This is a genomic window from Variovorax sp. SRS16 (assembly GCF_901827165.1).
Lineage (GTDB): Bacteria > Pseudomonadota > Gammaproteobacteria > Burkholderiales > Burkholderiaceae_C > Variovorax.
The window spans coordinates 90,725-116,935 of sequence record NZ_LR594666.1 but is presented as its reverse complement, the minus strand read 5'-3'; the positions used below and the strand labels follow the sequence as shown (position 1 = coordinate 116,935).

Genomic DNA, 26,211 nt, shown 5'->3' with positions numbered 1-26,211 from the left:
GGGGAGCCGTCGCCGGCTCAGTTCGGCCGGCCCGCGGCCAGATACGGCGCGTCGGGCGGATCGTTGACGCTGCACATGGCGGCGACGTAGCTGCGCACGGGTTTCCCGTCGACGCCCAGGCGCGTGCGCATCGCGGGGTCGAGCGACGCGAGGTTGTAGCTGCCCGGCATGCCGAGGCCGCCGTCCTGGTCGATCGCCGCCATGTCCTTCAGGCACATCTTGTTGCTCTCGACGCAGCGGTTGAGGATGGCGTCGTACAGGCCGGGCGCGACGCTGGCGTAGCGGCGCACCGGATCGCGCTCGCTCGGGCGCTCGAGCTGCAGGTAGCCGTTGCGGTTGAGCGTGCCGCCGCCGGCCTTGGCCGACTGCACCCAGCGGTCGAAATCGCCCGCGCTCATGCCATGGAACTTGAAGTGCATGCCGGAGAAACCCGCGCCGCTGTAGTTGGCCGAGAAGCCCTCGAACTCGCCCGGCTTGTTGATGACCGCGTGCAGTTTGGTTTCCATGCCCGGCATGGCGTAGATCTGGCCGGCGAGCGCCGGGATGAAGAAGGAGTTCATCACCGACGAGGCCGTGATCTTGAACGTGATCGGCCGGTCCACCGGCGCCGCCAGCTCGTTCACCACGGCGATGCCCTGCTCGGGATAGAGGAAGAGCCACTTCCAGTCGAGCGCCACCACCTCGACCACCAGCGGCTTGCTGTCGGCCGGTATCTCGCGCCCGTTGTCCAGCCGCTGCAGCGGACGGTAGGGATCGAGCGTGTGCGTGCTGATCCAGGTCAGCGCGCCGAGCGCGATGATGATCAGCAGCGGTGCGGCCCAGATGACGAGTTCGAGCTGCGTCGAGTGGTCCCAATCGGGCGTGTAGGTGGCTTCGCGGTTGGATTGCCGGTAGCGCCAGGCGAACAGCAGGATCAGCACGATCACCGGCACCACGATCAGCAGCATCAGTCCGGTCGAGATGTAGATCAGGTCGCGCTGCCGGACCGCCATGTCGCCCGACGGATTCAGCAACACCGCGTTACACCCGGCCAGCAGAGCGACGGCCGGGAGCAGGAGCAGTCCGCGAAGGTTCTTGAGCGAAGGCATTGCCGGAAGAAAGAAGAGGTGGGCGTGATCTGGAACATGCAGAATCTACGACCAATGACGCGCAGAAGCTATTGGACGTTTTGTCCTATGGCTAAATTTCGCCAGCGGTGAGAACCTCGGGTGTTCGCATGACACACCACCGGAACCACGAGCACGCATGATGTCCAGCATCAGTCCGCATCCCGCCGAGCCTTCGACGCGTTCGATGGAATCCAACGCGCGGCTCACGACCCCCGACCATTCCGGCGTCGCGCCGGGCGAGATCGCCATCGGCGTGATCATCGGCCGCGCCTCCGAATACTTCGACTACTTCGTCTACGGCATCGCGTCGGTGCTGGTGTTCCCGTCCGTGTTCTTTCCGTTCGAGGAGCGGCTCGAAGGCACGCTCTACGCCTTCGTGATCTTCTCCTTCGCCTTCATCGCGCGGCCGCTCGGCTCGGTCGCGTTCATGGCGATCCAGAGCCGCTGGGGGCGCGGCGCCAAACTCACGGTCGCGCTCTTCCTGCTCGGCATCTCGACGGCCGGCATGGCCTTCCTGCCGGGCTATGCCAGCATCGGCTTCGCATCGATCGTGCTGCTGTCGATCCTGCGCTTCTGCCAGGGCATCGCGCTCGGCGGCTCGTGGGACGGCCTGCCCTCGCTGCTGGCGCTCAACGCCCCGGCCAAGCAGCGCGGCTGGTACGCGATGATTCCCCAGCTCGGCGCGCCGATCGGCTTCATCATCGCCAGCGCGCTGTTCCTGTTCCTGCACGCGAATCTGTCGTCGGACGATTTCCTCGACTGGGGCTGGCGTTATCCCTTCTACGTCGCCTTCGCGATCAACGTGGTGGCCCTGTTCGCGCGCCTGCGGCTGGTGGCGACGGACGAATATTCGGAGCTGCTGCGCGAGCGCGGACTCGAACCCTGCGACGTGCGCGAGCTCTTGCGCGCACAGGGCTCGAACCTGTTCATCGGTGCCTTCGCGGCCTTGGCGAGCTATGCGCTGTTTCATCTGGTCACCGTGTTCCCGCTGTCGTGGATCACGCTGTATTCGACGCAGCCGGTCAACGAGGTGCTGGTGGTCCAGATCATCGGCGCAGCGATCGCGATCCCGGCCGTCATCGCGTCCGGCGTGATCGCCGACCGCATCGGGCGGCGCAGCACGCTCGGCATCCTGGCCACGCTGATCGGCGTGTTCAGCGGCTTCGCGCCCTTGCTGATGGATGGCGGCAGAGTGGGACAGGACGCGTTCATCCTGCTGGGCTTCGTGCTGCTGGGGCTTTCCTACGGTCAGGCCGCCGGCGCCGTGACCTCCAACTTCAGCGCCCGCTACCGCTACACCGGCGCGGCGCTCACCTCCGACCTGGCCTGGCTCATCGGCGCGGCTTTCGCGCCGCTGGTGGCGCTCGGGCTCTCGGCGCACTTCGGGCTCGCCTATGTCAGCGTGTACCTGCTGTCGGGCGCGGCCTGCACGCTGGCGGCGCTGCGCCTCAATCGCGCGATGGAAGTGCGCGACTGAGTTCCCGCGCGGCGCGGCGCCAACGCGCCAGCCTCCCATTTCGCCGACGGCCACCTCCCACAGCCACGCGCGACTGTCGCGCACAAGGCGCACTGCGTCCCGTCCCCTACGGTTCACCGGGAACTGGCCGAAAGCCGGTTCTTCCATCAGTGACCATTCAATGAAAGGGACCGTCACCCATGAAGATGCAGCAACACAAACCCCTCGTTCTCGGCGCCTTGCTCGCAGGCCTGCTCGCCGCAGGCGGGATCGCGAATGCGCAGAACCTCGGCGTGGGCGTGGGCGTGAACGCCGATGTCAATGCCTCGGGCAAGACCAGCGCGACACCGCAGCAGGGCACCGCAGGCGCCGGCGCACAGACCCACACCGGCGCCAGCGCGGGAACGAGCGGCACGGGCAATGCGGCAGGCGGGCTGGGCAACACGCTCGGCGGCGTGGTCGGCGGTGCCACCGGTGCGGTCGGCGGTGCGACGAGTGCCGTGGGCGGTGTGACCCACACCGTCGGCGGCACGCTGAACGGCGTGACCGGCGCCGCGGGCTCGCTCGGCGGCGCGGGCGTGAATGGCCAGGCCCAGGGGTCGGGCTCGGTCGGCGTCAAGAAGTAGTCGAGGTCGGCCTCGGCAAGCCCGCAGCGCTCGCGCGTTGCGGGCTTTTTCACGCGCTCACGTCACCGCCCTGGAGCGCGCGAGGCGCTGGTGCTCATAACCCAGCGTGCGCGACAGTCCTTGCGCGGCGCTCTGCAACGCGGCGGCCACGGGCCCGCTCCACCGATGATCGAAGCCGGCCTTGTAGCCCAGCACCGTCATCGTCAGCACCAGGCGCCCGCGGTCGTCGAGCACCGGCGCGGCAAAGGCGCTCATGCCTTCCATGAAGTCGCCGACCGCGCGCGCCATGCCGCGCTCGCGCACCTGCTCGATGCTTTCGGGCGTGTCGGCCGACGGCTCGCGATTCACGGGTGATGCGAGGTAGGCCTTCATCTGCTCGCGCGCCATGAAGGCCGCGAACACGCGCCCTGTGGCCGAGCGGTAGAGCGGAAACACCGAACCCAGCCCGACGTTCACCATCACCGGCCGCGCGGGCTGCTCCCAGCGCACCACCGTCGGCCCGAAGCTGCCCCACACCGACACCGCCACCGTGTGGCCAAGCGCGGCGCACAGGCGCTCGGCCTCGCGCGTGGCGAGCGAGATCGGCTCGATGGTGGCCAGGCACGAGAGGCTGAACTCCAGCGCCACCGAGCCCATGCCGTAGAGCCCCGTCTCCGGGTCCTGCGTGATGAAGCCCGTGCGCAGGAAGCTCACCAGGTAGCGGTGTGCCTTGCTCGGCGAGATGCCGGCCTGCTCGGCGATGTCGGTGATCTTCATCGGGCGGCGGTTGTGGGCCACGATCAGCATCAGATCGAGGCCGTTCTCCACCGATTGCACACCGGCCTGCGCGCGCTTGTCCATGTTCGGGTTCCGGGTTGATTGCTTGCTTCGACCGCGGGATTGTCCGCGGATTGACACGTGCCCGGTACAGCATTTACGCTAAACGAAAACATTTTCTGCATTTCGTAAAGGCACCCGGATGCTGACAGGAGACATGCTGCGCCGCTCGGCGCGCCGATTCCCGGACAAGGCGGCCATCGTCTTTCGCGGCGCGCAGCACACCGAGCGCGTGCCGTACCGCGAGCTCGATGCAGCGGCCGACCGCATCGCGCACGCGCTGCTCGGCCTCGGCCTGCCCAAGGGCGCGATCGTGTCGATGCTGTGCCGCAACCTCGCGGCCTACGGCGCCGTGTTCTTCGGCGTCGCGCGCACGGGGCTGGTGCTCAACAACGTCTCGATCCTCTACGCGCCCGACGAGCTGAGCTATGTGCTGAACAAGTCCGAGACGCAGGTGCTGCTGTACGACGTGCAGTTCGCCGACAAGGTAGCGGCGGTGCGCGCGGCCTGCCCCGGCATCCGGCATGTCATCGCGATCGGCGGTGAGCCCGACCACGGCGCGCTGCCCGGCGCCCTCGCCTTCGACCGCTTCATCGCCGACCAGCCCGCGACGCCGCCCGAGGTGTCGATCGACGAACGCGATGCCTTCTGCATGACCTACACCGGCGGCACGACCGGCCATCCGAAGGGCGTGCTGATGAACCACCGCGCGCGCGCCATCACCGCGCACACCGTGGTGGTCGAGGAGCATCTGGAAGCCGCCGACGTGGTGGCCATCGTGACGCCGCTGTTCCACGTGGCCGCGCTCAACATCATGTTCCAGCCGGCCATGCTGGTCGGTGCCACCACCGTGTTCGTCACGCCCTGGTCGCCCGCGGCCTTCGTCGACGCGGTCGAGGCCGAGCGCATCACCGCCACCTTCATGGTGCCGACGCAGGCCAATGCGCTGGCGATGCTGCCCGGGCTCGAAGCGCGCGATCTGCAGAGCTGGACCAAGCTCTCCTTCGCCGGCGCGCCGATGCCCGACTGGGTGCAGGTCGAGCTGATGCGCCGCCTGCCGCAACTGCGCCTGACGCAGATCTACGGCCAGTCCGAGATGGGCGTGATCGCGGCGCTGCCGTGGCAGCGCGTGCAGGACAAGCTCGGCAGCGTCGGCTGCCAGCCCTACAACGTCGACGTCGCCGTGCTGCGCGCCGACGGCAGCCCGGCCGCGGCCGGCGAGATGGGCGAGGTCGCCTCGCGCGGCGACAACCTGATGATCGGCTACTACGGCGAGCCAGTGCAGACGGCCGAGTTCTTCCGCCTCGGCCACGGCTGGGGCCTGTCGGGCGACATCGGCGTGGTCGATGCCGACGGCTTCATCACGCTGATCGACCGCGCCAAGGACATGCTGATCTCGGGCGGCGAGAACGTCTATCCGAAAGAGATCGAGCAGGTGCTCTACGAGTTGCCCGAGGTCGCCGAGTGCGCGGTGTTCGGCATCCCCGACGACAAGTGGGGCGAGGTGCCGGCCGCCTACCTGCTGCTCAAGCCCGGCTGCACGCTGAGCGAGGCGCGCGTGCTCGCGCAATGCGAACAGAAGCTGGCGCGGCTCAAGCGGCCGCGGCTGGTGCGCTTCGTCGACGGCTTTCCGAAGACGCCCATCGGCAAGATCCAGAAGAACCTGCTCAAGGAACCGTATTGGCAGGACCGCAAGAAAATCTGAGATTCACGAACCATCCAAGGACCGACACATGGCCAACGAAGCCCCCTACGCGCACTACCACGCGCTGACCCTGAAGCGCCACCCCGGCGGCATCCTCGAGATCGTCATGGGCGCCTCGCAGAGCGCCAACAAGAAGCTCTCGACCGCCGACCACACCCTGCACCGCGAGCTGGCCGGCATCTGGAGCGACATCGACAAGGATCCCGAGACGCGCGTCGCCATCATCCGCGGCGAAGGCAAGGGCTTCTCGGCCGGCGGCGACCTCGGCCTGGTCGAGGACATGGCGAACGACTTCAACGTGCGCGCGCGCGTCTGGCGCGAGGCGCGCGACCTGGTCTACAACGTCATCAACTGCAGCAAGCCCATCGTCTCGGCGATGCACGGACCAGCCGTCGGCGCCGGCCTGGTCGCGGGCCTGTTGGCCGACATCTCGATCGCCAGCACCACCGCGCGCATCATCGACGGCCACACGCGCCTGGGCGTCGCGGCCGGCGACCATGCGGCGATCGTCTGGCCGCTGCTGTGCGGCATGGCCAAGGCCAAGTACTACCTGATGCTGTGCGAAGCCGTCTCGGGCGAAGAGGCCGAGCGCATCGGCCTGGTGTCGCTCGCCGTGCCCGAAGACCAGCTCGTGGCCAAGGCCTTCGAGGTGGCGGAGAAACTCGCGCAGGGTTCGCAGACCGCGATCCGCTGGACCAAGTACGCGCTCAACAACTGGCTGCGCCTCGCGGGCCCGACCTTCGACAGCTCGCTCGCGCTCGAGTTCATGGGCTTCTCGGGGCCGGACGTGAAGGAAGGCATCGCCTCGCTGCGCGAGCGGCGCGCGCCGTCCTTCGAGCCCTCCTGCCCGTTCTAGCCAGAGCGCACGCATGGACCTCGGCATCGCAGGACGAACGGCGCTGGTGCTCGGCGGCACGCGCGGGCTCGGCTTTGCCTGTGCGCGCGCGCTCGCCGAGGCGGGCGTGCGCGTGATCCTCAACGGCCGCGATGCGCAGCAGGGCGAGACGGCCGCGCATTCGCTGCCCGATGCATGCTTCATCGCCGGCGACATCGGCGACGAGGCGCAGCGCGCCGCATTGATCGGCGCGGTGTCGCGCATCGGCGAGCCCTCCATCCTCGTCACCAACGCCGGCGGGCCGCCGGCCGCGCCCTTCGAGGAAACCGCGCTGGCCGCCTGGCGCAGCAGCCACGAGACCAACGTGCTCGGCCCGCTCGAAGTGGTGCGCGCCTTCCTGCCCGCGATGCGCGCGCAGCGCTTCGGCCGCATCCTCAACATCACCTCCTTCGTGGTGAAGGAGCTCTATCCGAACATGGCGCTGTCCAACAGCCTGCGCGTCGGGCTCACGGGCGCGATGGGCTCGCTCGCGCGCGAGGTCGCGCCGCACGGCATCACGGTCAACGGCCTGCTGCCGGGCCTGATGGACACCGGCGCCTTGCAGCGCGTGATCGCCGACCGCATGCGGCGGCTCGCGCTCGACGAAGAGGCGGTGCGCGAGGAGATGGCCAGGAGCATTCCGATGCAGCGCCTCGGCACGGCCGAGGACTTCGGCGCGCTGTGCGCCTTTCTCGCCTCGGTGCACGCGAGCTACATCACGGGCCAGAACATCTGCGTCGACGGCGGCCTGACCCGCAACGTGATCTGACATCACCCGAAGAAGGAGACATCATGCAAAGACTTCCATGGCGCACGGGCGCGATCGGCCTCGCGGTTCTCGCGCTCGCCACGGCCGCGCAGGCGCAGGGCGACGCGATTTCCGACGGCGTGGTCCGCATCGGCGTCAGCACCGACATGAGCGGCGTGCTGTCGGAGCTTTCGGGCCGCGGCTCGGTGATGGCGGTGAAGATGGCCGTCGAGGACTTCGGCGGCCAGGTGCTCGGCCGCCCGATCGAGGTGCTCGAACTCGACCACCAGAACAAGGCCGACATCGCGGCCAACAAGGCGCGCGAATGGTTCGACGTGCAGAAGGTCGACATGATCACCGACCTCACCAACTCGGCGGTCGCGCTCGCCGTGTCGGACATGGCGAAGCAGAAGAACCGCATCGCGATCATCAACGGCGCCGGCTCGACGCGCCTGACCAACGACAGCTGCAGCCCGAACAGCGTCCACTACGCGTGGGACACCTACGCGATGGCCAACGGCACGGCCAAGGCGATCGTCAAGAACGGCGGCAACACCTGGTACTTCCTGACCGCCGACTATGCCTTCGGCCAGCAGATCGAGCGCGACGTGACCGAGGTCGTGGTGGCGTCGGGCGGCAAGGTCGTCGGCAGCTCGCGCCATCCGTTCAACGCGAGCGATTTCTCGTCCTTCATGCTGGCGGCCAAGTCCTCGGGCGCGAAGATCATCGGGCTGGCCAATGGCGGCAGCGACACCATCAACGCGATCAAGTCGGCGCAGGAATTCGGCATCGATCCGGCCAAGCAGAACCTCGCCGGGCTCGCGGTGTTCATCACCGACATCCACGGCGTCGGCCTCAAGGCCGCCCAGGGCGTGATGCTGACCGAGGCCTTCTACTGGGACAGCAACGACGAGACGCGCAAATGGTCGCGCCGCTACTTCGACCGCATGAAGAAGATGCCGACCGCGATCCAGGCCGCCAACTACTCGTCGACGATGCACTACCTGCGCGCCATCAAGGACGCCGGCACCGATGCGCCGCAGGCCGTGATGGCGAAGATGAAGGCCACGCCGATCAACGACTTCTTCGCCAAGAACGGCCGCATCCGCGAGGACGGCCGCATGGTGCACGACATGTACCTGGAGCAGGTGAAGACGCCCGCCGAATCGAAGTACCCGTGGGACTACTACAAGCGGCTCGCGACCATTCCCGCGAACGAGGCCTTCCAGCCGCTGGAGAAGTCGGGGTGCTCGCTGGTGAAGAAAAGCTGACGAGGCGCAACCGGTTCATCATGGCAACTTCATCACAAGGACCGTCCCCATGGAAACTCCAGACCCCACGCCGGCCAGCACCGCCGAGCCGCGCAACTCCTACCTCGAAGAGAAAGCCTTCAAGTCACGCACCCTGCTGATCTTCGGCGCCATCACCGACGTGTCGGCCGCCGACGTGACGCGACGGCTCATCGCGCTCGATGCCGACAGCAGCGCGCCGATCGACATCCTGGTGAGCTCGCCCGGCGGCCACCTCGAATCGGGCGATGCGATCCACGACATCGTGCGCTTCATCGCCGCACCGGTGAACATGATCGGCACCGGCTGGGTCGGCAGCGCCGCCACGCACCTCTACCTGGCCGCGCCGCGCGAGCGCCGCTTCTGCCTGCCCAACACGCGCTTCCTGATCCATCAGCCCAGCGGCGGCGCGGGCGGCCAGGCCACCGACATCGCGATCCATGCGCGCGAGATCATCAAGGCGCGCGAGCGCATCGCGCAGACGATCGCGCGCGAGACCGGCAAGTCCATGGATGTCGTGCTCGCCGACATCGAGCGCGACCGCTGGATGTCGGCCGAGGAGGCGATCGAGTACGGGCTGGTGTCGCGCATCATCCAGAGAAAGAGCGAGCTGCACGGTTAGCTAGAACCCGATCATCTCGCCCCAGCTTTCGAACGGATCGCGTCGCGCGCGCAGCCGGTTGATCGGCGCGGTCTCATCGCGCCAGCCGAGCGCGATGCCGGCGAAGAGCATGAGCTCGGGCGGCAGCTTCAGAAACGCCGAGACGGGCTTCGACCGGTTGGCCCAGTATTCCTGCGGGCAGGTGTCGAGCCCGCGCTCGACGGCCAGCAGCATCACCGTCTGCATGTAGATGCCGAGGTCGGCCCATTGCGGCGGCCCGAGCCCGCGGTCGATGCACACGAAGATGCCGACCGGCGCGCCGAAGAACTCGGCGTTGCGGCCCATCTGCTGAAGGCGCTCGGCCTTGTGCTCGCGCGCGATGCCGATCGTCGCGTAGAGGTCCTCGGCATTCTGGAAGCGGCGCGTGCGGAAAGGCTCCCACAGGTTCGGCGGATAGATCGCGTACTCGGGCTCCTCCTGCGGCGGCTCGGCGGCGATCAGTTCCTTGAGTCGAGCCAGCGGCTCGCCGGTCAGCGCGAACACGCGCCAGGGCTGCAGGTTGCCGCCCGACGGCGCGCGCGATGCGCGCTCCAGGATGTCGCGCACGAGATCGGCCGACGGCGCCTCGGGCTTGAAACGGCGGATGGAGACGCGCTGCTCGACCGCATGGGACACATTCATCTTCGATTCCTTGGCACTGCCCGCTTCGGCGCCGCTCACGACGGCCGCCGCAGCAGAACGGTGGCGCGGGATTCGAGAACGACCACGCCATCCTGATTCGTCATCCGTCCGCGCAGTGCGAGGATGGTATCGCCGCTGCGCTTCGCGGCACGGACCTCGTCCACGGTCCAGGCCGAATCCAGCACGTCGCCGGGATGGGTCGGCGCGGCGAAGCGGTTGTTCTGTTCGAGCAGCGCGATCTGCTCGTCGCGAAAGTGCGCGCCGATGGCCGCGGCCATGAGGGCCGCGCTCACGGCGCCATGGAAGATCCGCCCGCGAAAGCCCGCGGCCTGCGCGGCCGATGCGCTGGTGTGCACGGGATGCGTGCCACCGGTCAGCGCGATCGCGAGCTCGAGCTGGTGTTCGGTCAGCACGCGGCGGCCGCCGAACTCGGTGCCGGGCGCGATCGGCGCCGGGGTCGATGCTGTCGATACGTCGGCTGTCATGCTCAATCGACCCGCGCGCCGGAGTCGCGCACCAGCCGGCCCCACTTGTCGTAGTCGCTGCGGATCACCTGCGCGAATTCGTCCGGCGTGTCAGTGTGGACGATGGCGCCGATGCCGTGCAGGCTCTTCTGCACGCCGGGATCGTCGACCGCCTTGCGGATCTCGGCATTCATGCGCGCGACGATGTCGGCGGGCGTGCCCTTCGGAAACAGGAAGCCGACCCATGGGCTGGCCACGAAGCCCGGCAGCCCGGCCTCGGTCAGGGTCGGTACCTGCGCGAGCGTCGGCACGCGCGAGGCCGAGGCGACACCCAGCGCCTTCAGCTTGCCGGAGGCGATCTGCGGCGCCGTCACGGTGACCGTGTCGAAGCCGAGCAGCACGTTGCCCGAGACGAGGTCGGTCATCGCGCGCACGCTGCCCTGGTAGGGAATGTGGGCCAGCGAGACGCCGGCCTGCTGCTTGAACAGCTCCATCGCCAGGTGCGACAGCGTGCCGTTGCCGCTCGACGAATAGCTCAGCTTGCCGGGGTTGGCCTTGGCATAGGCGACCAGCTCGGCGACGGTGTCGAAGGGCGCCGACGGGTTGGCCACCAGCACCAGCGGCACCTCGGCGAGGCGGCTGATGGGCGCGAAGTCCTTCAGCGTGTCGTAGCCGATGTTCTTGTAGAGATGCGGATTGGTCGCCATCGATGCGGTGGCCGCCAGGACCATCGTGTAGCCGTCGTGCGGCGCCTTGGCGAGCGCGGCCAGGCCGATGCTGCCGCCCTGCCCCGGCCGGTTCTCGACGATCAGCGGCTGCCCGGTGGCGCGCGAAATCCGGTCGGCCACCAGCCGCGCCATGATGTCGGTGGCCTGCCCCGGCGGGAAGCCGACGATCAGCTTGATCGGCTTGTCGGGATAGCCCGGCTGCGCGCCGGCGAAGGTGCAGATCATGGCGAGCAGCAGCGCCAGGATGCGGTCGATCGTCTTTCTCATCTTCGATGTCTCCTTGGTCCTTGTCCGATTCAGATCACGCCGGCTTCGCGCAGCCCGCCGATCTGCGCCGCCGTCAGGCCGAGCTGCGCGAACACGTCCGCGTTGTGCTGGCCGAGCGAGGGGCCGGAGGTCCGCACGGCGCCCGGCGTCTGCGAGAACACCGGCACCACGCTCTGCATGCGCACGCTGCCGAAGTCCTCGTCGGGCACGTCGACGATCGCCTTGCGCGCGGCGAAGTGCGCGTCGCGGAAGATGTCGGCGATGTCGTAGATGGGGCTGAAGCCGACCTCGTTTTTCTCCAGCAGCACGCCGAGCGCATCGAGGTCGTGCATCGCGATCTCGCCGGCCAGGATCGCATCGAGCTCGGCGCGGTGCGCCACCCGCAGCGGGTTGGTGACGAAGCGCGGATCGTCCGCGAGGTCGGCGCGTCCGAGCGCCGCGCACAGGCGTTCGTAGATGCGCTGCGTCGAGGCCGCGATCGAGGCCCAGCGCCCGTCGCGCGTGCGGTAGACGTTGCCGGGCGCCGCGTACTGGCTGATGTTGCCGGAGCGCTGGCGCACCACGCCCAGCTGGTCGTATTCGATCGGCAGGAAGTCGAGCACGCGGAACATCGACTCCATCAGCGAGCAATCGATCTCCTGGCCGACCGCCTCGCCGCTGCGCTGCTGCCGGTAGAGTGCACTGAGGATGCCGAGCGCGCCGAACAGCCCCGCCACCGCGTCCGCCACCGGAAAGCCCAAGTGCAGCGGCGTGCCGTCGGGCTCGCCGCAGATGTTGGTGAAGCCCGTCATGGCCTCGAACACGCGCGCGAAGCCGGGCCGGTTGCGGTACGGCCCGGTCTGGCCGAAGCCCGTCACGCGCAGGATCGTGAGGCTGGGCCGGATGCCGTGCAGCCATTCGCGCGTGATGCCCCAGCCGTCGAGCGTGCCGGGTCGGAAGTTCTCGACCAGCACGTCGTAGTCCGGCAGCAGCTGGCCCAGCAGCGCGCGGCCTTCCTCGCGGCGCAGGTCGAGCGTGATGCCGCGCTTGTTGCGGTTGGCGACCTTCCACCACAGCGGCACGCCCTCCTTGTACGGCGGCAGCGCGCGCAGGGCATCGCCGCTGCCCGGCATCTCGACCTTGAGCACTTCCGCGCCGAGGTCCGCCAGCAGCGTGGTCGACCACGGGCCGGCAATCACGGTCGAGATATCGAGGATGCGCAGGCCCTGCAGCGGGCCGGTGGTTGCGGTGGAAGTCATCCGGCGCAGTCTAGGCATCGGCTGCAGAATACGGAAGCCAGATAGCACGGATACCAGTCATGCAAAACGGAGATGGGATCGACCTCGACCTGCAGAGCCTGCGCAGCTTCGTGCGCGCGTCCGAGCAGGGCAGCCTCACCAGCGCGGCCACCACGCTCGGCATCGCGCAGTCGGCGCTGAGCCGGCACATCGGGCAGCTCGAGTCGGTGCTCGGCAAGCGCCTGTTCCATCGCACCGGGCGCGGCGTCGAACTCACCGAGCTCGGCCAGAAGGTGCTGCCGCGCGCCCAGGCGCTGCTGGCCGATGCCGGCGAGATCGTGAAGGACGCCCACTCGCTGCTGCGCCGCCCTGCGGGCGTGGTCAGCGTCGGCCTGCTGCCCTCGCTCGCGCGGCCGCTGGCGAACCGCCTGTATGCCCGCGTGCGCGACGAATGCCCCGACATCCGGCTGCGCATCTTCGAGGCCTACAGCGGCGAGACCGAAGTGCTGCTGGCCGAGGGCCGCATCGACATCGGCATCTTCAACCACTACCGGCCGCTGCGCCGCTCGGGGCACCACGCGGTCTTCTCGACCGAGATGTGCCTGATCGCCAAGGCCGGCTCGCCCGCGCTGCGCGAGGGCAGCCTGCGCTTCTCGGCCTTCGCCAGGCTGCCGCTGGCCATGCCCACGCGCCCCAACAACCTGCGCGCGCTGCTGGACGACATCGCCAGCCGGCAGGAGGTGCAGCTCCAGGTGCTGATGGAAACCGATTCGCAGAACGTGATGAAGGACGCCGTCATCAACTGCGGCCTGCACTGCGTGCTGCCGCGGCATGCCGTGCTGGACGAGAGCCTGCAGGGGCTGGTCGGCATCGCGGCCATCACGCATCCGGTGATCCGCCAGAGCACCTTCATCGGCAGCACGCGGCGCCGGCCGATGACGGATGCCGGCAAGGAGGTGCTGCGCATGCTCACCCGGCTGCTGCAGGAGATCGGCGCCGAAGGCCGGGTGAGCGCCGGCGCCCGCGCGCCCGCGGCGAAGAAGCGCTGACCCCCATCGACCCGCGACCACGGCGACCGCATCCTTTTGCCCGCGCCGAACGTCCTCGGAGTAACGTTGCGCGTCCCCACCCACCTGGAGAAGACACCATGAAGACCGAGCTGTTCTACCTGCTGCTGAGTGCCATCCTGACCGGCGCGCTCTGGATCCCCGTCGTGATCGGCTACGTGACCTCGCGCGGGCCCTTGACGCCCGAGACTTACAGGGTCGCGCCGACCGTGCCGCTGCCGGCCTGGGTCAACCGCGCCAACCGCGCGCACCAGAACGCGCTCGAGAACCTCGCGCCCTTCGCGGCGGTGGTGCTGGTCGCGCAGGCGGCGGGCATCTCCACCCCCGCGACCGCGACCTGCGCCATCGTCTACTTCTATGCGCGCCTCGCGCATGCGGTGGTGCACATCAGCGGCTTCGGGCTGTTCATGGCGCGGACGATGCTGTTCACCATCGGCTGGGTCGCGTTCATCGTCTTCGCGGTGACCGTGCTGCGGCACGCCGCCTGAGCGTCGTCATCGCAGGCCACAGGTGCACCCCACCCTGACAAAGCGCGCTTCAGGCCGCGGCGGCCCGCGCGTCCTTCATCAGCTTCTGGCCCCAAGGAAGCGGGATGACTTCGAGAACGTAGCTCATCGCATTCGGGATCGCCTCGTCGATCGTGAGTTCGACCGGCCGATGCGTCCTGGGTCGCGCAGGCTGGCCTTCGATGACCTCATGCTGCCACGCGTCGACCCGCCAGCGCTCGTAAGGCACGAAGGTCGTGAGATTGCGCCGCGCGGGCGCGCGCATCGCGTTGCCCGTGTTGATCGGCGAAACAAAGGCAGACGCCTTGTAGTCGTCAAGCATGCGACGCGCGTCCATCACGAGCGCAACCTGAGGCGAACTGCCGCACGCGGCACGTTGCCGATTCAGTCGCTCGACGTCGAGCCAGAAGAAGACCTTGGCATTGAGCAAGGCGTACCAGTCTTCGGGGACGAGCCCGCTTCCGAGTGCGCGCGCGAGCGCCAGCGGCGGCATGGGACGCTGATCGCGGATCTTCGCGCCCGATGCCAGGCGCTCGCCCTTCGCGCGGTGGCGGCGCAGCGTCTGGGGATTCGCGTCGCCCGATGCTTCGACAAGACGCCGAGTGCTGAGCAGTCCGAGCTTACGTACGGACGCGAGGTTCTCGGCATCGAGAAGATGGTAGACGACGACGAGGGGATGCTGCTTCGAGTTCATCGCGCCGGCACCGGCGCCAGCAGGTTCGCGTCGCGCGCGAGCAGCCATTGGCGTTGCTGCTTGCGCAGGATCGTCAGCGTGTGCCCGGCACGCGTCGCGGCGGGCGAGCCGTCTTGCGGCGTGACGACGACCTTCAATCGAGTCCACATGAACGCCCAATCGCCCAGCACCTGAATCTCCTGGATTTCGCTCGTGCCGTCGATGGCCGGCGCGCCCTGCGCCGACTGCGCCTTGGCGGCGGCGGCGAAGTCGGGCTTGCGCATCACGGGCTGGCCGGGGATCAGGAAGACGGCGTCTTCGGTCATGAGGGACAGGACCTTGGCGGTGTCGCCGGATTGGGTGGCGGAGAGCCAGGTGGAGACCAAGTCGCGGATTTGGGATTCGTCGGGGTGCATGTTGGGCTTCACTTGGTTGATGGCGTGGCCGTGTGGATGGCGCGGTCCGCATTGAATGCATGGACTAAGTATTCGCCTTTCCGGGCGCAGCTTGTCAAGCGCGATCCGCTACTGCCTGCCGGCATTGCGCGGCGAGTGTCATGCACGCAGATGCCAGATCGCCGAGTTCGGCCATCAGGAAGCCTAGGCTTTCGAGGCTGTCGGCACCGATGGTGCCGTCTTCGATGACGACTGCGGAGTGGGCGAGGAGATGGCCAAGGGCGCCCAGGCCTTGATGGACGGTCGCCAGGGTCGATTGGGCGTCTTCGGCGATTGCCGTCAGCATTTCAGGGGCAGCCGATGAAAAGTCGATTTGGTGGGACTCATGAACTGGCAAGCACGGGAGTCGCAGCAGCAGATCCCGCATCGGGCGCAATGCTAGTGCTCGACTCTTTGGACGAGTTGCCAAGGAGAGCTTTCGCGAGGTGTGCATCCACGTAAGTGTGGAGAGATGCGGCGTCAAGCGCCAGAGACTATAGTGCGTGCCTTTGTCGATGCACCAACCGGTGGTGTTTGTTCGATGTCAAGGACTGCTGCGAACGCCGGCAACGCAGCGATTGCGATCAGCGACGACCGCGCATCGACCTCGAATCTCAGACATATTGCAACCAGTCAAGGCACAACAACACATAACTACATCTCAGTTGTCTAGCGGTAACCCCACTTTCTCTTAACAGATAAATCCATACCATCAAACATTTGCAAATTGCAACGAGCACGAGGAGAAGCGATGGAACGGTACGCAAACAGTGGTGATGGCTCGAACGTTGTCGCCTATGAGATCGAGCAATCTTCGATCAAAGTTCAATTCGGAGATGGATCAATCTATCTCTACACAAGTCAAAGTGCTGGTGCCGCGAACCTTGCGCAAATGAAGCAATTAGCTAAAGCCGGGCAAGGCCTAAATAGCTATATCAACAAGGTCGTTCGCAAGGGCTTCGCTTCGAAGCTTAAGTAGGGACTCGAGAGTGTGTTCAATCATCGTGGCCACGGTGCCTTCGCGCCAACGCGCAACGAACTGGCCGAGCAGACGCCAATCGTTTGCATTCATTGGCGCCTTGACCAGATTCAACCCGCATCCGACGGGCCTTGATCGTTGAGCTCGGCGAACTTCGCCGCCATCGTTGGGTTGCCCCGAGTCAGCTTCTTGATCGTCACGTCTTGGGCCTTGTCGTTCGCAAGACGAAGGTTTCGGTCGGTGCCGAGTAAGGAGTCCTTTGTCTTCTGTAGGTGTTCGATCGACTTGTCGATCTCCGCGATTGCCTTCTGAAAATGCCCGGAGGCGAGATCGTAATTTCTCCCGAATGCAGTCTTAAAAGACTCAAGCTCAGTTTCGAACTTCGTGATGTCAATATTCTGCGCCTTGACAAGCGCTAGTTCCGACTTGTACGAGAGGGAGTTCATCGCTGCATTCCGCAGTAGCGTGATGATTGGAATAAAGAACTGCGGTCGGATGACGTACATCTTTGGGTAGCGGTGGAACACATCAACAATTCCAGTGTTGTAGAGTTCACTGTCGGGCTCGAGCAGAGAGACCATCACCCCGTATTCGCATCGCTTCTCGGTGCGATCCTTGTCGAGCTCTTTCAGAAAATCCTCGTTTTTGTTCTTCGTCGCGGTGCGATCACTCTCGTTCTTCATTTCGAACATGATCGAGACGATCTCCGTGCCAGATTCGTCCGAGTCGCGAAAGATGTAGTCACCCTTGCTGCCGCTCCGTGCGTCATTGTCCTTCTCGAAATATGCCCTTGGAAACGCCGTCGCTCGAATGCGGTTGAATTCGGTCTCACAATGCTGCTCGAGAGTCTCCCCGACCATCTTGGTCGATAGGCGAGCCTTCATATCCCGGAGACGCTCAATTGCGTCATCGCGATCTTTGATCTGAGTTTCGTACTTGTCCTTGAGCAACTTCTCGGCAAGCTGTTTCTCAAGCTCCGCTCGCTCAAGGCCGCTCTGCAGCTTGTCGCGCTCCTTCTCGACCACACCGACTGCCTCGTTAATCGCGAGCTTCTGCGCAACTTCGATTGCATCGAGCTTAGCCTTTAGGCCTTGAATCTCCGTGTCCTTCGTAGCAGCGGCCTTCTGCAGTTCGTTTACAAGCTTCGCCTCCGCTAGCTGGGAGGCAGTTTGCTTGTCGTGTTTCGCCTGCTCGAGTTCGTTCGCGAGCGCTTCGCGCTCTTTTTCTACGGCGTTTAGGGCTTCGGTCACCGCGAGCTTCCGCTCGACATCACCGGCATCGAGCTTGGACCTCAGTTCCTGGATCTCGGCGTCCTTGGCTGCGGCAGTTTTTTGCAGCTCGTTGGCAACCTTGGCTTCGGCTAGTTCAACGGCGTTCCGCTTGTCCTGCTCGGCCAGCTCAAGCCGCTCGTGCAGCTGCTTGTCGAAGTCACTGTCGCGAATCTGCTTCAGAATGTCCGCGTACCCGGCTTCGTCAATCTTGAATGCTTTCCCGCAATGCGGGCAGATGATTTCATTCATAGCTACTTACCCTCTACTTTAGCTAGGATCTGCGCAAGCATGTCAGGCACCACACCCTCGGCCTTGAGTGTTGCCGATCGGTACGCGAGTTGATTTTTCTCAAGACTGATGCCTGCGGCAGCCTCGACATTGCTGCATGCCGTGATCCATTCGGTCCAGTTCGCCAAAAGAAACGCCTCAAGGTGATCCTCAAATATTGCCACCTCTTCAGCAACGATGGCAGATGGGAAGTCTTCTTCAGTTCGGCCGAAGTACTTCAACGCCGCACGATTCTCTTTTGCATTCTTGTTCCGTTCCTCATCGATCTTGTTCTGTGCTTTGCCTTTGGCTTTCGCACGCGCTTCACATCCGCGATCCGCATCGAAGAGCGCATAGACCGGGATGCCAATCGAAGTCAGGATGGCGTGGACGAGTGGGATAGATGTTTTTCCTCCTACAGAGACGATAGAGACTCCAGCGGCCTCAAGCGAGCCGAGACAAGTCTTATCGCCAATGCCGTAGAACACGGACAACTCTGTCGTTCCTTCTACGAGGAAGGCGCGATGCGCGAAAAGCGCCACGGCAAGCTGGTTCACCACAATGCCGTCGAGCTGGCGATCAACTGTATCGGCGCTCAGCACCCCGTTCAACTTAGCCTTTACCTTAGCAACAGTTGCAAGATGGACAGTGACCACAGGAGTTTCGTCAGGCGACCTCGTCAGCCGCCTAACTTGGTCAAAATGTCGCGCCTCAAGGAAGTAAGGGCTGTGAGTCGCATAAGTGACCTGGATTCGCTTACCGGTGTCCTCAGCAAGCGACCGGAGTACCTTGGCAAACGTCTGAGCCTGAATTGGGTGTTGATAGAGTTCCGGCTCCTCGATCGCTAGGCAGATAACCCCCTCTGCTGAAGCCGCTCCCGACTGCGCCAGGAGCTGGAGAGCCGAAATAAGAAGCGTGCGCTGAAAGCCATGCCCCTGCCGCTCTACCGCAGTCGAGGTTGTGCCATCCAGCACGGCCACGTCGAACGTCGTTCGAGGTGCCTTGAGTTCCACCTCGGCAGGGGCAACAGTGACAGCCCGCCCGGGAGAGTAGGACGTCACGATGTCGTTGAGCTGCGTTGTTATGGCCTCAAGCTGCGCTTTGAACTTCTCCTCATAGACTTCCTGCTGCTTGGCGCGCGACTCCTCAACGATCTTCGCGATCTCCTCGTCAGCGGCAGCACGATCAATTGAACGCTCGAGGATCCGTCCAACGATGCTCGACTTCCCGTCTATCGACTCCTCGTTAGCCCGAAGATCGGCAGTGACCAAGACGAAGTCAAATAGGCCACTCATCTTGCCCCCGCTGTTGAAGCCGAAGAAGTTGGTCTGCAGCGCTTCGGGGGCGTCCACAAGCTGATCTGTGTGGGAAGACTCCCAAGTCGCCATCGCCTGATCAACGGCTGTACCTGTATTGGCTGCGGGGAGGTTTAAGTCCGAACGACTGCTACGGAGATTGGCGTATTGATCCTTCTTCGCTGCCGCGCCACTTGCGGCCTTGATCGCGTTGAAATCCGGAAAGCCCTTCGCATTCGCTGAAAGCACTTCAGAGTTATCGGGCGACCGACGCTTCCAAGCCGTAAATGTGGCAACGCCATCCGGCGTGTACTTGCCAAGTGCTTCCCGGTCCTTGTTGGTGAGATCCGTAAAGGTAACTTGAACCTCTATGTTCTCGGTAGTCGCGCCGAAGGAGCAATCCTGCTCTGTCAGTGAACCAGGCTTACCGTTGAAATACCAATCAAGCGCACGGAGCACAGTTGACTTGCCAGCACCGTTCGGCCCGATGAAAGTCGTGACGGAATCAAAGGGGATTGTCACGTCCTTCAAGGTGCGAAAGTTCTTGATGCCAACGGATTGAATTCTCATGCGCACCTTCCAATTTCTGTTTTTTTCAACTAAATGTACACAACCTCAAATATATGCGGTTGCGCAACTTCACACGAATGATGGGCGCGACGCGTCTGAAGTAGATCTCATCGGCTTCGGCCAAACAGTATGCAATCAGACTGACGTAGTCGAAGAAGATGACTTGTGTCCGATGCCATTGTCCAATCGCGTCCTACCGACACCACTGCTTCTCACAAGGCACCCCATCCCCGTTCCCATCCATCTTCACCCCAGGACAGTTCTTCAAGAAATACGTCGCCTCCTCACACGAAGTCATCTGCGAGCAGTAAGTGCGCCCATCGCACCTGAATGCCGTATTCACCGACGCCGGCTGACTCCCCGAATCCGGACTCCACACCTTCTCAGTCACCGAACGACTGACTTGCTGCCGCTGTTCGTAATACGTGAATGCCTTCCAGCCCGCCAGGCAAATGATCACCAGCACGATCACGTTCTTCATGCGCAACGCCAATGCGCTTTCACGCAGTGCCCCTGCACTTCGGAAACGCAGAACAACCCAAGAAAGATTCCCCCGCGTTCGCGCCTTTCTTCGCAACCCTCCGCACCATCGGCCCCGCGCATCGCGGGCACATCGGCATCAGCGGCGTATCGCCGGCATCCGGCATTGCTGAAGAAGACGCCGGCTTGCTCTCAGCCCGCCGCACAGGCTCGTCGCTTCGGGCACTCGCAGCACCCCGCGCCGCCCGAATCATCTTGAACAGCGCATCCCCATCCATCAGCGTCACGTTGCGCCCTTCGGCAAACGCCCGCGCATCCTCCGTGAATCGCCCCGAGGTCACGACAAAGCCACCCGCCGCGCCGCAAGCGGCCATCGCGCCATAGAGTTCCCGCACGACCTGCACGCCGACCTTGTACGCACGCCATTGCTTGCATTGCACCAGGTGCTTCTCGCCGCCCTTGCGCAAGACGAGGTCGATGCCACCGTCGGCACCGCCGCCGCCCGTCTCGACCACGCTGAAGCCCTTGAGCCTGAAGCCCTCGCCGACGAGCAGCTCGAATTCGCGCCAGCTCATGCCATCGAGCACATCCGCGGCCTTGCCCGCGCTCACGTTGTCGGCCAGCGCCTTGCGTTGATGGCGTCGCCATGCCGAAGCCGCCGCGCCCACGAGGCAGAAGAAGGGCAATGCAAACTGGCCTGCGTACACGAACATGTGCAGGAGGCCGGTGTTCATCGTGGGCTGGGCGGCGATGACAGCGGCCAGCCGCGCATCCCACGCATGCAGCACCACGTAACTGATGATCGCCAGCGACACGCCGGCCCACCACGGCAGCATCGAGATCAGGTCGATGAGGTCTTCGGCGGTGCTTGTTCTTTTTCGTCTTGCCATGGGCGGAGTCTCCTCGTCGACGACTCTAGCCATGCACTTCTCTGCCGCAGTGGTTGGCTCAGGGACTCAGCACGGCCATTCGTGATGTTTGGCACGGTCACGTCCTGCCATCAGGGTCCGCCGGGTCGCATCGACCAACGGTGCCACCGCCGAGGGAGGAAAGGGTGAAACGCTGCTGACGTTGACTTCGCAGAGCACGTACGTTTCCGACTCGCCGCCGCGTCGCTCGCCGAGCAGGAAGTCCGCATCCCAAAGCATCGGCAGCGCTTCATGCGGGAGGCCGAGGCGGTCGCACATCAGTCCCACCCATTCTTCCTCCAGACGCCTGCGCAGCGCCTGAAACCGTGGATCGTCCGCATCGCTGTAGAGCCGCGTCGTCGGTGAAGGCGCCTCGCCTGCGCCCGACCCGGGGTGCAGTGCCACCACCGTCTGGTGGCCGAAGCCCGCGACCCGGCCTTGCACAAGGTAGGCGCGCGTCATGCCCTCGACCATGCGCGGCTGCCAGGCCTGGTCGATCATGTGGCCGTCGTTGTCGAAGTACGGTGCGAGCCGCTGCACGACGTCGTCCATGTTCAACAGCGCCTCGGTCGCGCCGCGCTGCGCATGCTGCAGCGCATAGAGGCCTTCTCCGCGCCGCTCGATGCGCCACACGCCGATCCCGCTGTGTCCGCGGCACTGTTTGAGCACGCGAGGGCCGAGCAGCAAGCGACCGGGCAGTTGGGTCGACAACTGAGCAAGATGGTCGACGCGGTGCACGTCGCTGCCAAAAGGCAGATCGCGCACCGAGAGCAGCACATCCTTGGTGCCGAGCTTCAGGATCGTGTTCGGGTGGGTGCTGACGAAGACCCCTTGCGCAGCCACTTCGCGAAGCAACGCGTCCAGGCACCGGCGGTCGCGGCCACCCTCGATCGGGTTGTGCCATACCAGGACGCCCTGTACGTGCATGAGCTGCCGCAGCACCTCGTCGCGGAAGTCGTCGTGGTAGACGGCGGGTTCGACGGCGACGCCTGCGCGCTCGAACGCATCGAAGAGCGCAAGAAATCGACTGCTCGCCGGATCGGCCCGATCGCGGGCCGCACGGTCTCCGGGATAGAGGATGGCCAGTCGCGGCCGGATGTCGTCGTGCATGCGCAGCCCCCATCTTGATGTTGAGATCTCTACATGAATGTATGATACGCGACATGCCGACCTCGAATGCCTCATGGCTATTGCTCGTCGTCTCTCTCCCCACGTCGAGCGCCACCGGACGCATGCGGATCTGGCGCGCGCTGAAGGCGCTGGGCTGCATGGCGCTGCGCGACGGCGCGTACCTGTTGCCCGCCCAGGGCGAGCATGCAGCCAGGCTGAAGGAGCTCGCCGATGCGTGCGCCCGCGAGGGCGGCAGCGCCTGGCTGCTGAACGCATCGCCGCACTCGGCCGACGAGGCGGACGCCTACCGGCAGCTCTTCGACCGCAGCGCGGACTACGCCGAATTGCGCAAGTCCTGGAAAGAGGCCAACGCCGGGATCGCTTCCATGGCGATGCCCGAACTGGCCCGGCTCCAACGCAAGCTTCAGCGCGAGTTCGACGCGCTGCGCGCGGTCGACTTCTTCCCCGGCGAAGCCCAACTGGAAGCCGAGGCGGCCTGGACGGACTTCGACAAGTGCGTCGAGGCGGTGCTGTCGCCCGATGAGCCGCACGAGACCGAGGGCCGCATTGCCCGGCTCGACCCGGCCCGGTACCAGGGGCGCCTTTGGGCCACGCGGCGAAAGCTGTGGGTAGACAGGGTGGCCAGCGCCTGGCTGATCCGGCGCTTCATCGACCACGACGCACGGTTCCGGTGGCTCGCGAAGCCGGCGGACTGCCCGAAGAGCGCACTGGGCTTCGACTTCGACGGGGCGACCTTCACGCACATCGGCGATCGAGTGACCTTCGAGAACCTGATGGCCAGCTTCGGCCTGGAGGACGATCCGGCGCTGGTCCGGTTGGGCGCGATGGTTCACTCGCTCGATGTGGGCGGCGAGCCGGTGGCCGAGGCGAGCGGCTTCGAAGCCATGCTCGCCGGCGCGCGCGAACGTCTGGCCGACGACGACGCGCTGTTGACCGAGATCAGCGGGCTGCTGGACTCGCTCTACATGCACTTCATGCGCGGCAAACCTGCAGGCGACGTCCCATGACCGATGCGACGACCAACGTGGCGCCCACGAATTCTCCGAGCTATTCGCGGTGGCAACTGGTGCGCTACATGCTGGGTCTCGGTACATGGGGCTTCGGCGGACCGGTGGCGCTCGTGGGCAGCATGTACCGGGACCTGGTCGAGCGCCGGGGCTGGATCTCCGACTCCGACTACAAGGAAGGCATCACGCTCGCGCAGCTGATGCCGGGACCGCTCGCGGCCCAACTGGCGATCTACCTGGGCTATGTGCACTACCGGCTGATGGGCGCCACGCTGGCAGGGCTCGCCTTCGTCTTGCCCTCATTCCTGATGGTGGTCGCGCTCGGCGCCGCCTATGTGGCCTACGGTGGCCTGCCCTGGATGCAGGCCGTCTTCTACGGCGTCGGCGCTTGCGTGATCGGCATCATCGCGATGAGCGCGTGGAAGTTGACGACCCGAAGCATCGGCCGCGACAAGCTGCTCTGGGCGATCTTCCTGCTCAGTGCCGTGCTCACGGTGCTGACCCAGTCCGAGAGTGTCTGGCTCTTCCTCGGCGCCGGCGTGCTGGTGTGGCTGGTGCGCGCGCCGCCGAAGCGCTGGTTCGGTGGGCATCTCGGCAGCATCGCAGCAGTAGCGCCGACGGCTGCGATGCTCGCCGCGGGGACCACGGACTGGCATCTGCTCGGGCAGATCGGCGCGTTCTTCGCGTACGCCGGCAGCTTCGTCTTCGGAAGCGGGCTTGCGATCGTCCCGTTCCTGTACGGCGGCGTCGTCACCGAACACCATTGGCTCAACGAGCGCCAGTTCGTCGATGCCGTGGCGGTCGCGATGATCACGCCGGGTCCGGTCGTCATCACAACAGCCTTCATCGGCTACCTGATTGCCGGGTTCTGGGGTGCGCTCGTCGCGGCGCTGGCCACCTTCGTGCCGTGCTATCTGCTGACCGTCGCGCCCGCGCCGTACTTCAAGAAACACGGCAAGCACCCTGGCATCGTCGCGTTCGTCGATGGTGTCACGGCCGCGGCAATAGGTGCGCTGAGCGGCGCAGTGCTCGTCATCGCGCAGCGATCGATCATCGATCTGGCGACAGCCGCGCTGGCCATCGGCACCGCTGCACTGCTGTGGCGCTTCAAGAAGATTCCCGAGCCGCTGGTCGTCGTCGCGGCGGCATTGCTCGGCTTGCTGCTGTATCCGCTGGCGAAGCATGCCTGACCCCGACGGCCGAGGGTCTCGATGAACTGCAACTCAGCTGTTGTTGCCCTTCAGTTCCCCGAAGGCCTCCATCGCCCGCAGCGAATACACATACGCAGCCCCCGCATTCAGCGCGATCGCCACGCCCAACGCATCACTCATCTCAGCCTCGGTCGCCCCGGCCTTCGCAGCCGCAGCCGCATGCGACGAGATGCACCCATCGCAGCGCGTCGTCACGGCCACGGCCATGGCGATCAATTCGCGGGTCTTGGCGTCGAGCGCGCCGTTGGAGCCCTGGGCCGCGGCCACGGCGCGGTAGGCCTCCAGCATCTTCGGGTTGGTGTTGCCTAGGCGGGTGTAGGAGCGCTTGAGGGTGCCCAGCAGGTCGGTCCAGTTCATGAACATGGTCTTGGTCTTTCTTTCGTCGGTCAGTGAGGTGAAGGAGATGAGAAGAAGCCGGCGCGCTCACGCGTCACGCACCGGACCGGGAGGGCTGCTGCGGCGCGCCGCGGCCACGCGCGCGACGTACGCGGCCACGCGCTCGCGCAGGCCCGGCCGCGCGGCGGAGCGCACGAGCAGGTCGAGGTCGCGCGCGGCGGCGTCGGCGCGGTGCGGATCCACGGCCTGGCGCAGGCTGGCGCGCAGCTGCGCGTCCTCGCGCCAGCGCGCGAGAGAGTGCGCGTCGATGGCATGCGGGCCATCGACCAGCGAGGTGACGAGCCCTCGGCGGCAAGCCTCGTCGGCCGCAACACTGCGGCCGCTCTCGACCCAGTCGAGCGCCGTCTCGGTGCCGACGCGCGCGGCAAGGCGCCGCGTGCCGAGCACGAGGCCGAAGCCGCGGGCACCCGGGAAGGCGAAGGCGGCATCGGCCTGCGCGAGCCGCAGCCCGCAGGCCGCGAAGAGGTCGGCGCCGGCACCCATCGTGCGGCCCTGCGCGAGCGCGATGGTGAGGAAGGGCGCGTGGGCGATGCGCTGCAGCAGCAGCTCGATGCGTACGAAGCGCGCGAGCAGCGTGTCGTCGGTCTCGTCGTCGAGCTTCGAGAGGTCGAAGCCGGTGCAGAAGTGACGGCCTTCTCCCTGCAGCACGAGGGCTTCGGCGCCCTTGGCCTCGGCGCGCGCCACCGCATCGTCGAGCGCGCGCACGAGTTCGGCCGAACAGGCATTGCCCTGCTGCGGGCGATGGAGCGTGACGCGCCAGACGGCCGCCGAGGCATCGACGAGAACGGGCGCCTCGGTCATCACGCAACCTTCGTGCTTCGCACTGCGGTGCGAGCTTGCTTGGGGCGGCCCGGCGCGGCGCTCATGTCGCTGCCTTGCATGCGTTGGCGTAGCCGGACACGAAGTCCTTCACGGCGCCGGTCTGCGGATCGAAGACGTGCCGGGTCAGCCGGCCGATGTCGGTGCCGTAGACATGGATGCTGACGGACACGCGGTCGTCGAAGGCATTGCTCACGCGGTGGATGTCGCCGATGCGCGGCGACACGGCGGCGACGTCGCCGGGGTTCAGCCGCTCGGGCGTGCCTTCGGCCTGCATGCCCCGGGGCGTGCGGCGGTAGTGCTGCCCGATCTCGGCGCCGCGCAGCATGCCGATCACGCCCCACACGGTGTGGTCGTGGATCGGCGTCTGCTGGCCCGGGCCCCAGACGAAGCTCACGACCGAGAAGCGCTGCTGCGGATCGCAGTGCAGCAGGTATTGCTGGTAGTGCTGCGGGTGCGGCTGGGCGAGTTCGGCGGGCAGCCAGTCGTCGGCCGCGACGAGTTGCCGCATCGCGTGTTCGAGCCGATCGAGCAGCTGCGCTTCGTCGGCGCAGCGCTCCACGGCGGCCGTCGCGGCGGCCACGAAGGGGTCGAGGCGTTCAGACATGGCGGGCAT

General features: G+C 65.8%; 29 protein-coding genes. 12 read left to right on the top strand and 17 right to left on the bottom strand.

The features are described 5' to 3' along the window. Positions 1–17: 17 nt before the first annotated feature. Positions 18–1,088, bottom strand: coding sequence for a ubiquinol oxidase subunit II (cyoA, locus tag E5P2_RS00580; protein WP_162565247.1), 1,071 nt, complete (start codon positions 1,086–1,088; stop codon positions 18–20). Positions 1,089–1,248: 160 nt separating this feature from the next. Here cyoA and E5P2_RS00575 point away from each other — a divergent pair, with 160 nt between their 5' ends. Then, positions 1,249–2,586, top strand: a complete 1,338-nt coding sequence (locus tag E5P2_RS00575) for an MFS transporter (protein ID WP_162565246.1) — start codon at positions 1,249–1,251, stop codon at positions 2,584–2,586. Between the two features lie 179 nt (positions 2,587–2,765). Further along, entirely contained in the window at positions 2,766–3,191 is a 426-nt protein-coding gene (locus E5P2_RS00570; RefSeq protein ID WP_162565245.1) for an adhesin, read from the top strand. Positions 3,192–3,248: 57 nt separating this feature from the next. Here E5P2_RS00570 and E5P2_RS00565 read toward each other — a convergent pair whose 3' ends face one another. After that, positions 3,249–4,031, bottom strand: a complete 783-nt coding sequence (locus E5P2_RS00565) for an IclR family transcriptional regulator (RefSeq protein WP_162565244.1) — start codon at positions 4,029–4,031, stop codon at positions 3,249–3,251. 118 nt (positions 4,032–4,149) lie between these two features. Here E5P2_RS00565 and E5P2_RS00560 point away from each other — a divergent pair, with 118 nt between their 5' ends. From E5P2_RS00560 to E5P2_RS00540, 5 genes are read left to right on the top strand one after another with little or no spacing between them, the layout of a single operon-like run. After that, complete coding sequence (locus E5P2_RS00560; RefSeq protein WP_162565243.1) at positions 4,150–5,712, top strand: AMP-binding protein; 1,563 nt, start codon at positions 4,150–4,152, stop codon at positions 5,710–5,712. A gap of 28 nt (positions 5,713–5,740) precedes the next feature. Next, positions 5,741–6,568, top strand: coding sequence for an enoyl-CoA hydratase/isomerase family protein (locus E5P2_RS00555; protein ID WP_162565242.1), 828 nt, complete (start codon positions 5,741–5,743; stop codon positions 6,566–6,568). Positions 6,569–6,581: 13 nt separating this feature from the next. Further along, positions 6,582–7,355: an SDR family oxidoreductase gene (locus E5P2_RS00550; RefSeq protein WP_162565241.1), complete on the top strand. Its 774-nt coding sequence runs from the start codon at positions 6,582–6,584 to the stop codon at positions 7,353–7,355. Between the two features lie 23 nt (positions 7,356–7,378). Beyond that, positions 7,379–8,605: an ABC transporter substrate-binding protein gene (locus tag E5P2_RS00545; protein ID WP_162565240.1), complete on the top strand. Its 1,227-nt coding sequence runs from the start codon at positions 7,379–7,381 to the stop codon at positions 8,603–8,605. 49 nt (positions 8,606–8,654) lie between these two features. After that, positions 8,655–9,245, top strand: coding sequence for an ATP-dependent Clp protease proteolytic subunit (locus E5P2_RS00540; RefSeq protein ID WP_162565239.1), 591 nt, complete (start codon positions 8,655–8,657; stop codon positions 9,243–9,245). On the opposite strand, the gene E5P2_RS00535 is transcribed toward E5P2_RS00540, so the two are convergent. From E5P2_RS00535 to E5P2_RS00520, 4 genes are read right to left on the bottom strand one after another with little or no spacing between them, the layout of a single operon-like run. Next, positions 9,246–9,905 carry a nitroreductase gene (locus E5P2_RS00535; protein WP_162565238.1) on the bottom strand — a complete coding sequence of 220 codons (660 nt, stop codon included), beginning with the start codon at positions 9,903–9,905 and terminating at the stop codon, positions 9,246–9,248. 35 nt (positions 9,906–9,940) lie between these two features. Then, positions 9,941–10,390 (bottom strand): MaoC family dehydratase, encoded by a 450-nt coding sequence (locus tag E5P2_RS00530; protein WP_162565237.1) that lies wholly within the window; start codon positions 10,388–10,390, stop codon positions 9,941–9,943. A 2-nt stretch (positions 10,391–10,392) separates the two neighbouring features. After that, the gene (locus E5P2_RS00525) at positions 10,393–11,364 is read right to left on the bottom strand and encodes a Bug family tripartite tricarboxylate transporter substrate binding protein (RefSeq protein ID WP_162565236.1); all 972 of its coding nucleotides are present in this window, start codon (positions 11,362–11,364) and stop codon (positions 10,393–10,395) included. 29 nt (positions 11,365–11,393) lie between these two features. Next, positions 11,394–12,602, bottom strand: a complete 1,209-nt coding sequence (locus E5P2_RS00520) for a CaiB/BaiF CoA transferase family protein (protein WP_162565235.1) — start codon at positions 12,600–12,602, stop codon at positions 11,394–11,396. 59 nt (positions 12,603–12,661) lie between these two features. Between E5P2_RS00520 and E5P2_RS00515 the strand changes: the two genes are divergently transcribed. Then, the gene (locus tag E5P2_RS00515) at positions 12,662–13,630 is read left to right on the top strand and encodes a LysR family transcriptional regulator (RefSeq protein WP_162565234.1); all 969 of its coding nucleotides are present in this window, start codon (positions 12,662–12,664) and stop codon (positions 13,628–13,630) included. A gap of 98 nt (positions 13,631–13,728) precedes the next feature. Further along, positions 13,729–14,136, top strand: coding sequence for an MAPEG family protein (locus E5P2_RS00510; protein ID WP_162565233.1), 408 nt, complete (start codon positions 13,729–13,731; stop codon positions 14,134–14,136). Positions 14,137–14,185: 49 nt separating this feature from the next. On the opposite strand, the gene E5P2_RS00505 is transcribed toward E5P2_RS00510, so the two are convergent. The 3 genes from E5P2_RS00505 to E5P2_RS00495 all read right to left on the bottom strand — a co-directional run bounded on the left by E5P2_RS00505 (position 14,186) and on the right by E5P2_RS00495 (position 15,568). After that, entirely contained in the window at positions 14,186–14,848 is a 663-nt protein-coding gene (locus E5P2_RS00505; protein ID WP_162565232.1) for a DUF7002 family protein, read from the bottom strand. Then, positions 14,845–15,243: a YybH family protein gene (locus E5P2_RS00500; RefSeq protein WP_162565231.1), complete on the bottom strand. Its 399-nt coding sequence runs from the start codon at positions 15,241–15,243 to the stop codon at positions 14,845–14,847. Before E5P2_RS00500 ends, E5P2_RS00505 begins: the two co-directional genes overlap by 4 nt. A 94-nt stretch (positions 15,244–15,337) precedes the next feature. Beyond that, on the bottom strand, positions 15,338–15,568 hold the full coding sequence (locus E5P2_RS00495; protein WP_162565230.1) for a hypothetical protein: 231 nt from the start codon (positions 15,566–15,568) through the stop codon (positions 15,338–15,340). A 444-nt stretch (positions 15,569–16,012) separates the two neighbouring features. On the opposite strand from E5P2_RS00495, the gene E5P2_RS00490 reads away from it, so the two are divergent. Continuing rightward, positions 16,013–16,240, top strand: a complete 228-nt coding sequence (locus tag E5P2_RS00490; RefSeq protein WP_162565229.1) for a hypothetical protein — start codon at positions 16,013–16,015, stop codon at positions 16,238–16,240. 110 nt (positions 16,241–16,350) lie between these two features. Here the strand turns inward: E5P2_RS00490 and E5P2_RS00485 are convergent, their stop codons facing one another. The 5 genes from E5P2_RS00485 to E5P2_RS00465 form a co-directional block, all read right to left on the bottom strand. Beyond that, entirely contained in the window at positions 16,351–17,760 is a 1,410-nt protein-coding gene (locus E5P2_RS00485; RefSeq protein WP_162565228.1) for a DUF2130 domain-containing protein, read from the bottom strand. A gap of 2 nt (positions 17,761–17,762) precedes the next feature. Beyond that, complete coding sequence (locus E5P2_RS00480; RefSeq protein WP_162565227.1) at positions 17,763–19,643, bottom strand: ATP-dependent nuclease; 1,881 nt, start codon at positions 19,641–19,643, stop codon at positions 17,763–17,765. Positions 19,644–19,836: 193 nt separating this feature from the next. Next, a complete protein-coding gene (locus E5P2_RS38120; RefSeq protein WP_162565226.1) occupies positions 19,837–20,124 on the bottom strand; it encodes an excalibur calcium-binding domain-containing protein in 288 nt (95 codons plus the stop codon). A 19-nt stretch (positions 20,125–20,143) separates the two neighbouring features. Continuing rightward, positions 20,144–21,013, bottom strand: a complete 870-nt coding sequence (locus E5P2_RS00470; protein WP_162565225.1) for a restriction endonuclease — start codon at positions 21,011–21,013, stop codon at positions 20,144–20,146. 66 nt (positions 21,014–21,079) lie between these two features. Next, positions 21,080–22,141 (bottom strand): Cj0069 family protein, encoded by a 1,062-nt coding sequence (locus E5P2_RS00465; protein ID WP_162565224.1) that lies wholly within the window; start codon positions 22,139–22,141, stop codon positions 21,080–21,082. 53 nt (positions 22,142–22,194) lie between these two features. On the opposite strand from E5P2_RS00465, the gene E5P2_RS00460 reads away from it, so the two are divergent. After that, a complete protein-coding gene (locus E5P2_RS00460; protein WP_232080532.1) occupies positions 22,195–23,169 on the top strand; it encodes a chromate resistance protein ChrB domain-containing protein in 975 nt (324 codons plus the stop codon). Then, positions 23,166–24,359, top strand: coding sequence for a chromate transporter (locus E5P2_RS00455; RefSeq protein WP_162565222.1), 1,194 nt, complete (start codon positions 23,166–23,168; stop codon positions 24,357–24,359). The genes E5P2_RS00460 and E5P2_RS00455 overlap by 4 nt, the downstream gene beginning before the upstream one ends. Positions 24,360–24,392: 33 nt before the next feature. On the opposite strand, the gene E5P2_RS00450 is transcribed toward E5P2_RS00455, so the two are convergent. The 3 genes from E5P2_RS00450 to E5P2_RS00440 form a co-directional block, all read right to left on the bottom strand. Next, positions 24,393–24,743 carry a carboxymuconolactone decarboxylase family protein gene (locus E5P2_RS00450; RefSeq protein WP_162565221.1) on the bottom strand — a complete coding sequence of 117 codons (351 nt, stop codon included), beginning with the start codon at positions 24,741–24,743 and terminating at the stop codon, positions 24,393–24,395. 60 nt (positions 24,744–24,803) lie between these two features. Beyond that, complete coding sequence (locus tag E5P2_RS00445) at positions 24,804–25,577, bottom strand: enoyl-CoA hydratase/isomerase family protein (protein WP_162565220.1); 774 nt, start codon at positions 25,575–25,577, stop codon at positions 24,804–24,806. Positions 25,578–25,638: 61 nt separating this feature from the next. After that, positions 25,639–26,202 (bottom strand): cysteine dioxygenase, encoded by a 564-nt coding sequence (locus tag E5P2_RS00440; protein ID WP_443083541.1) that lies wholly within the window; start codon positions 26,200–26,202, stop codon positions 25,639–25,641. Between the last annotated feature and the right edge of the window lie 9 nt (positions 26,203–26,211).

What these genes read in the sequence shown, in the direction of transcription:
- E5P2_RS00555 (WP_162565242.1), top strand. Translation starts at nt 5,741, where the DNA reads ATGGCCAACGAAGCCCCCTACGCGCACTACCACGCGCTGACCCTGAAG.
- E5P2_RS00465 (WP_162565224.1), bottom strand. Translation starts at nt 22,141, where the DNA reads ATGCACGACGACATCCGGCCGCGACTGGCCATCCTCTATCCCGGAGAC.
- E5P2_RS00575 (WP_162565246.1), top strand. Translation starts at nt 1,249, where the DNA reads ATGTCCAGCATCAGTCCGCATCCCGCCGAGCCTTCGACGCGTTCGATG.
- E5P2_RS00500 (WP_162565231.1), bottom strand. Translation starts at nt 15,243, where the DNA reads ATGCACCCCGACGAATCCCAAATCCGCGACTTGGTCTCCACCTGGCTC.
- E5P2_RS00450 (WP_162565221.1), bottom strand. Translation starts at nt 24,743, where the DNA reads ATGTTCATGAACTGGACCGACCTGCTGGGCACCCTCAAGCGCTCCTAC.
- cyoA (WP_162565247.1), bottom strand. Translation starts at nt 1,088, where the DNA reads ATGCCTTCGCTCAAGAACCTTCGCGGACTGCTCCTGCTCCCGGCCGTC.
- E5P2_RS00520 (WP_162565235.1), bottom strand. Translation starts at nt 12,602, where the DNA reads ATGACTTCCACCGCAACCACCGGCCCGCTGCAGGGCCTGCGCATCCTC.
- E5P2_RS00525 (WP_162565236.1), bottom strand. Translation starts at nt 11,364, where the DNA reads ATGAGAAAGACGATCGACCGCATCCTGGCGCTGCTGCTCGCCATGATC.
- E5P2_RS00455 (WP_162565222.1), top strand. Translation starts at nt 23,166, where the DNA reads ATGACCGATGCGACGACCAACGTGGCGCCCACGAATTCTCCGAGCTAT.
- E5P2_RS00490 (WP_162565229.1), top strand. Translation starts at nt 16,013, where the DNA reads ATGGAACGGTACGCAAACAGTGGTGATGGCTCGAACGTTGTCGCCTAT.
- E5P2_RS00505 (WP_162565232.1), bottom strand. Translation starts at nt 14,848, where the DNA reads ATGAACTCGAAGCAGCATCCCCTCGTCGTCGTCTACCATCTTCTCGAT.
- E5P2_RS00470 (WP_162565225.1), bottom strand. Translation starts at nt 21,013, where the DNA reads ATGGCAAGACGAAAAAGAACAAGCACCGCCGAAGACCTCATCGACCTG.
- E5P2_RS00440 (WP_443083541.1), bottom strand. Translation starts at nt 26,202, where the DNA reads ATGTCTGAACGCCTCGACCCCTTCGTGGCCGCCGCGACGGCCGCCGTG.
- E5P2_RS00540 (WP_162565239.1), top strand. Translation starts at nt 8,655, where the DNA reads ATGGAAACTCCAGACCCCACGCCGGCCAGCACCGCCGAGCCGCGCAAC.
- E5P2_RS00535 (WP_162565238.1), bottom strand. Translation starts at nt 9,905, where the DNA reads ATGAATGTGTCCCATGCGGTCGAGCAGCGCGTCTCCATCCGCCGTTTC.
- E5P2_RS00550 (WP_162565241.1), top strand. Translation starts at nt 6,582, where the DNA reads ATGGACCTCGGCATCGCAGGACGAACGGCGCTGGTGCTCGGCGGCACG.
- E5P2_RS00495 (WP_162565230.1), bottom strand. Translation starts at nt 15,568, where the DNA reads ATGCTGACGGCAATCGCCGAAGACGCCCAATCGACCCTGGCGACCGTC.
- E5P2_RS00530 (WP_162565237.1), bottom strand. Translation starts at nt 10,390, where the DNA reads ATGACAGCCGACGTATCGACAGCATCGACCCCGGCGCCGATCGCGCCC.
- E5P2_RS00485 (WP_162565228.1), bottom strand. Translation starts at nt 17,760, where the DNA reads ATGAATGAAATCATCTGCCCGCATTGCGGGAAAGCATTCAAGATTGAC.
- E5P2_RS00565 (WP_162565244.1), bottom strand. Translation starts at nt 4,031, where the DNA reads ATGGACAAGCGCGCGCAGGCCGGTGTGCAATCGGTGGAGAACGGCCTC.
- E5P2_RS00515 (WP_162565234.1), top strand. Translation starts at nt 12,662, where the DNA reads ATGCAAAACGGAGATGGGATCGACCTCGACCTGCAGAGCCTGCGCAGC.
- E5P2_RS38120 (WP_162565226.1), bottom strand. Translation starts at nt 20,124, where the DNA reads ATGAAGAACGTGATCGTGCTGGTGATCATTTGCCTGGCGGGCTGGAAG.
- E5P2_RS00445 (WP_162565220.1), bottom strand. Translation starts at nt 25,577, where the DNA reads ATGACCGAGGCGCCCGTTCTCGTCGATGCCTCGGCGGCCGTCTGGCGC.
- E5P2_RS00545 (WP_162565240.1), top strand. Translation starts at nt 7,379, where the DNA reads ATGCAAAGACTTCCATGGCGCACGGGCGCGATCGGCCTCGCGGTTCTC.
- E5P2_RS00460 (WP_232080532.1), top strand. Translation starts at nt 22,195, where the DNA reads ATGCCGACCTCGAATGCCTCATGGCTATTGCTCGTCGTCTCTCTCCCC.
- E5P2_RS00570 (WP_162565245.1), top strand. Translation starts at nt 2,766, where the DNA reads ATGAAGATGCAGCAACACAAACCCCTCGTTCTCGGCGCCTTGCTCGCA.
- E5P2_RS00510 (WP_162565233.1), top strand. Translation starts at nt 13,729, where the DNA reads ATGAAGACCGAGCTGTTCTACCTGCTGCTGAGTGCCATCCTGACCGGC.
- E5P2_RS00480 (WP_162565227.1), bottom strand. Translation starts at nt 19,643, where the DNA reads ATGAGAATTCAATCCGTTGGCATCAAGAACTTTCGCACCTTGAAGGAC.
- E5P2_RS00560 (WP_162565243.1), top strand. Translation starts at nt 4,150, where the DNA reads ATGCTGACAGGAGACATGCTGCGCCGCTCGGCGCGCCGATTCCCGGAC.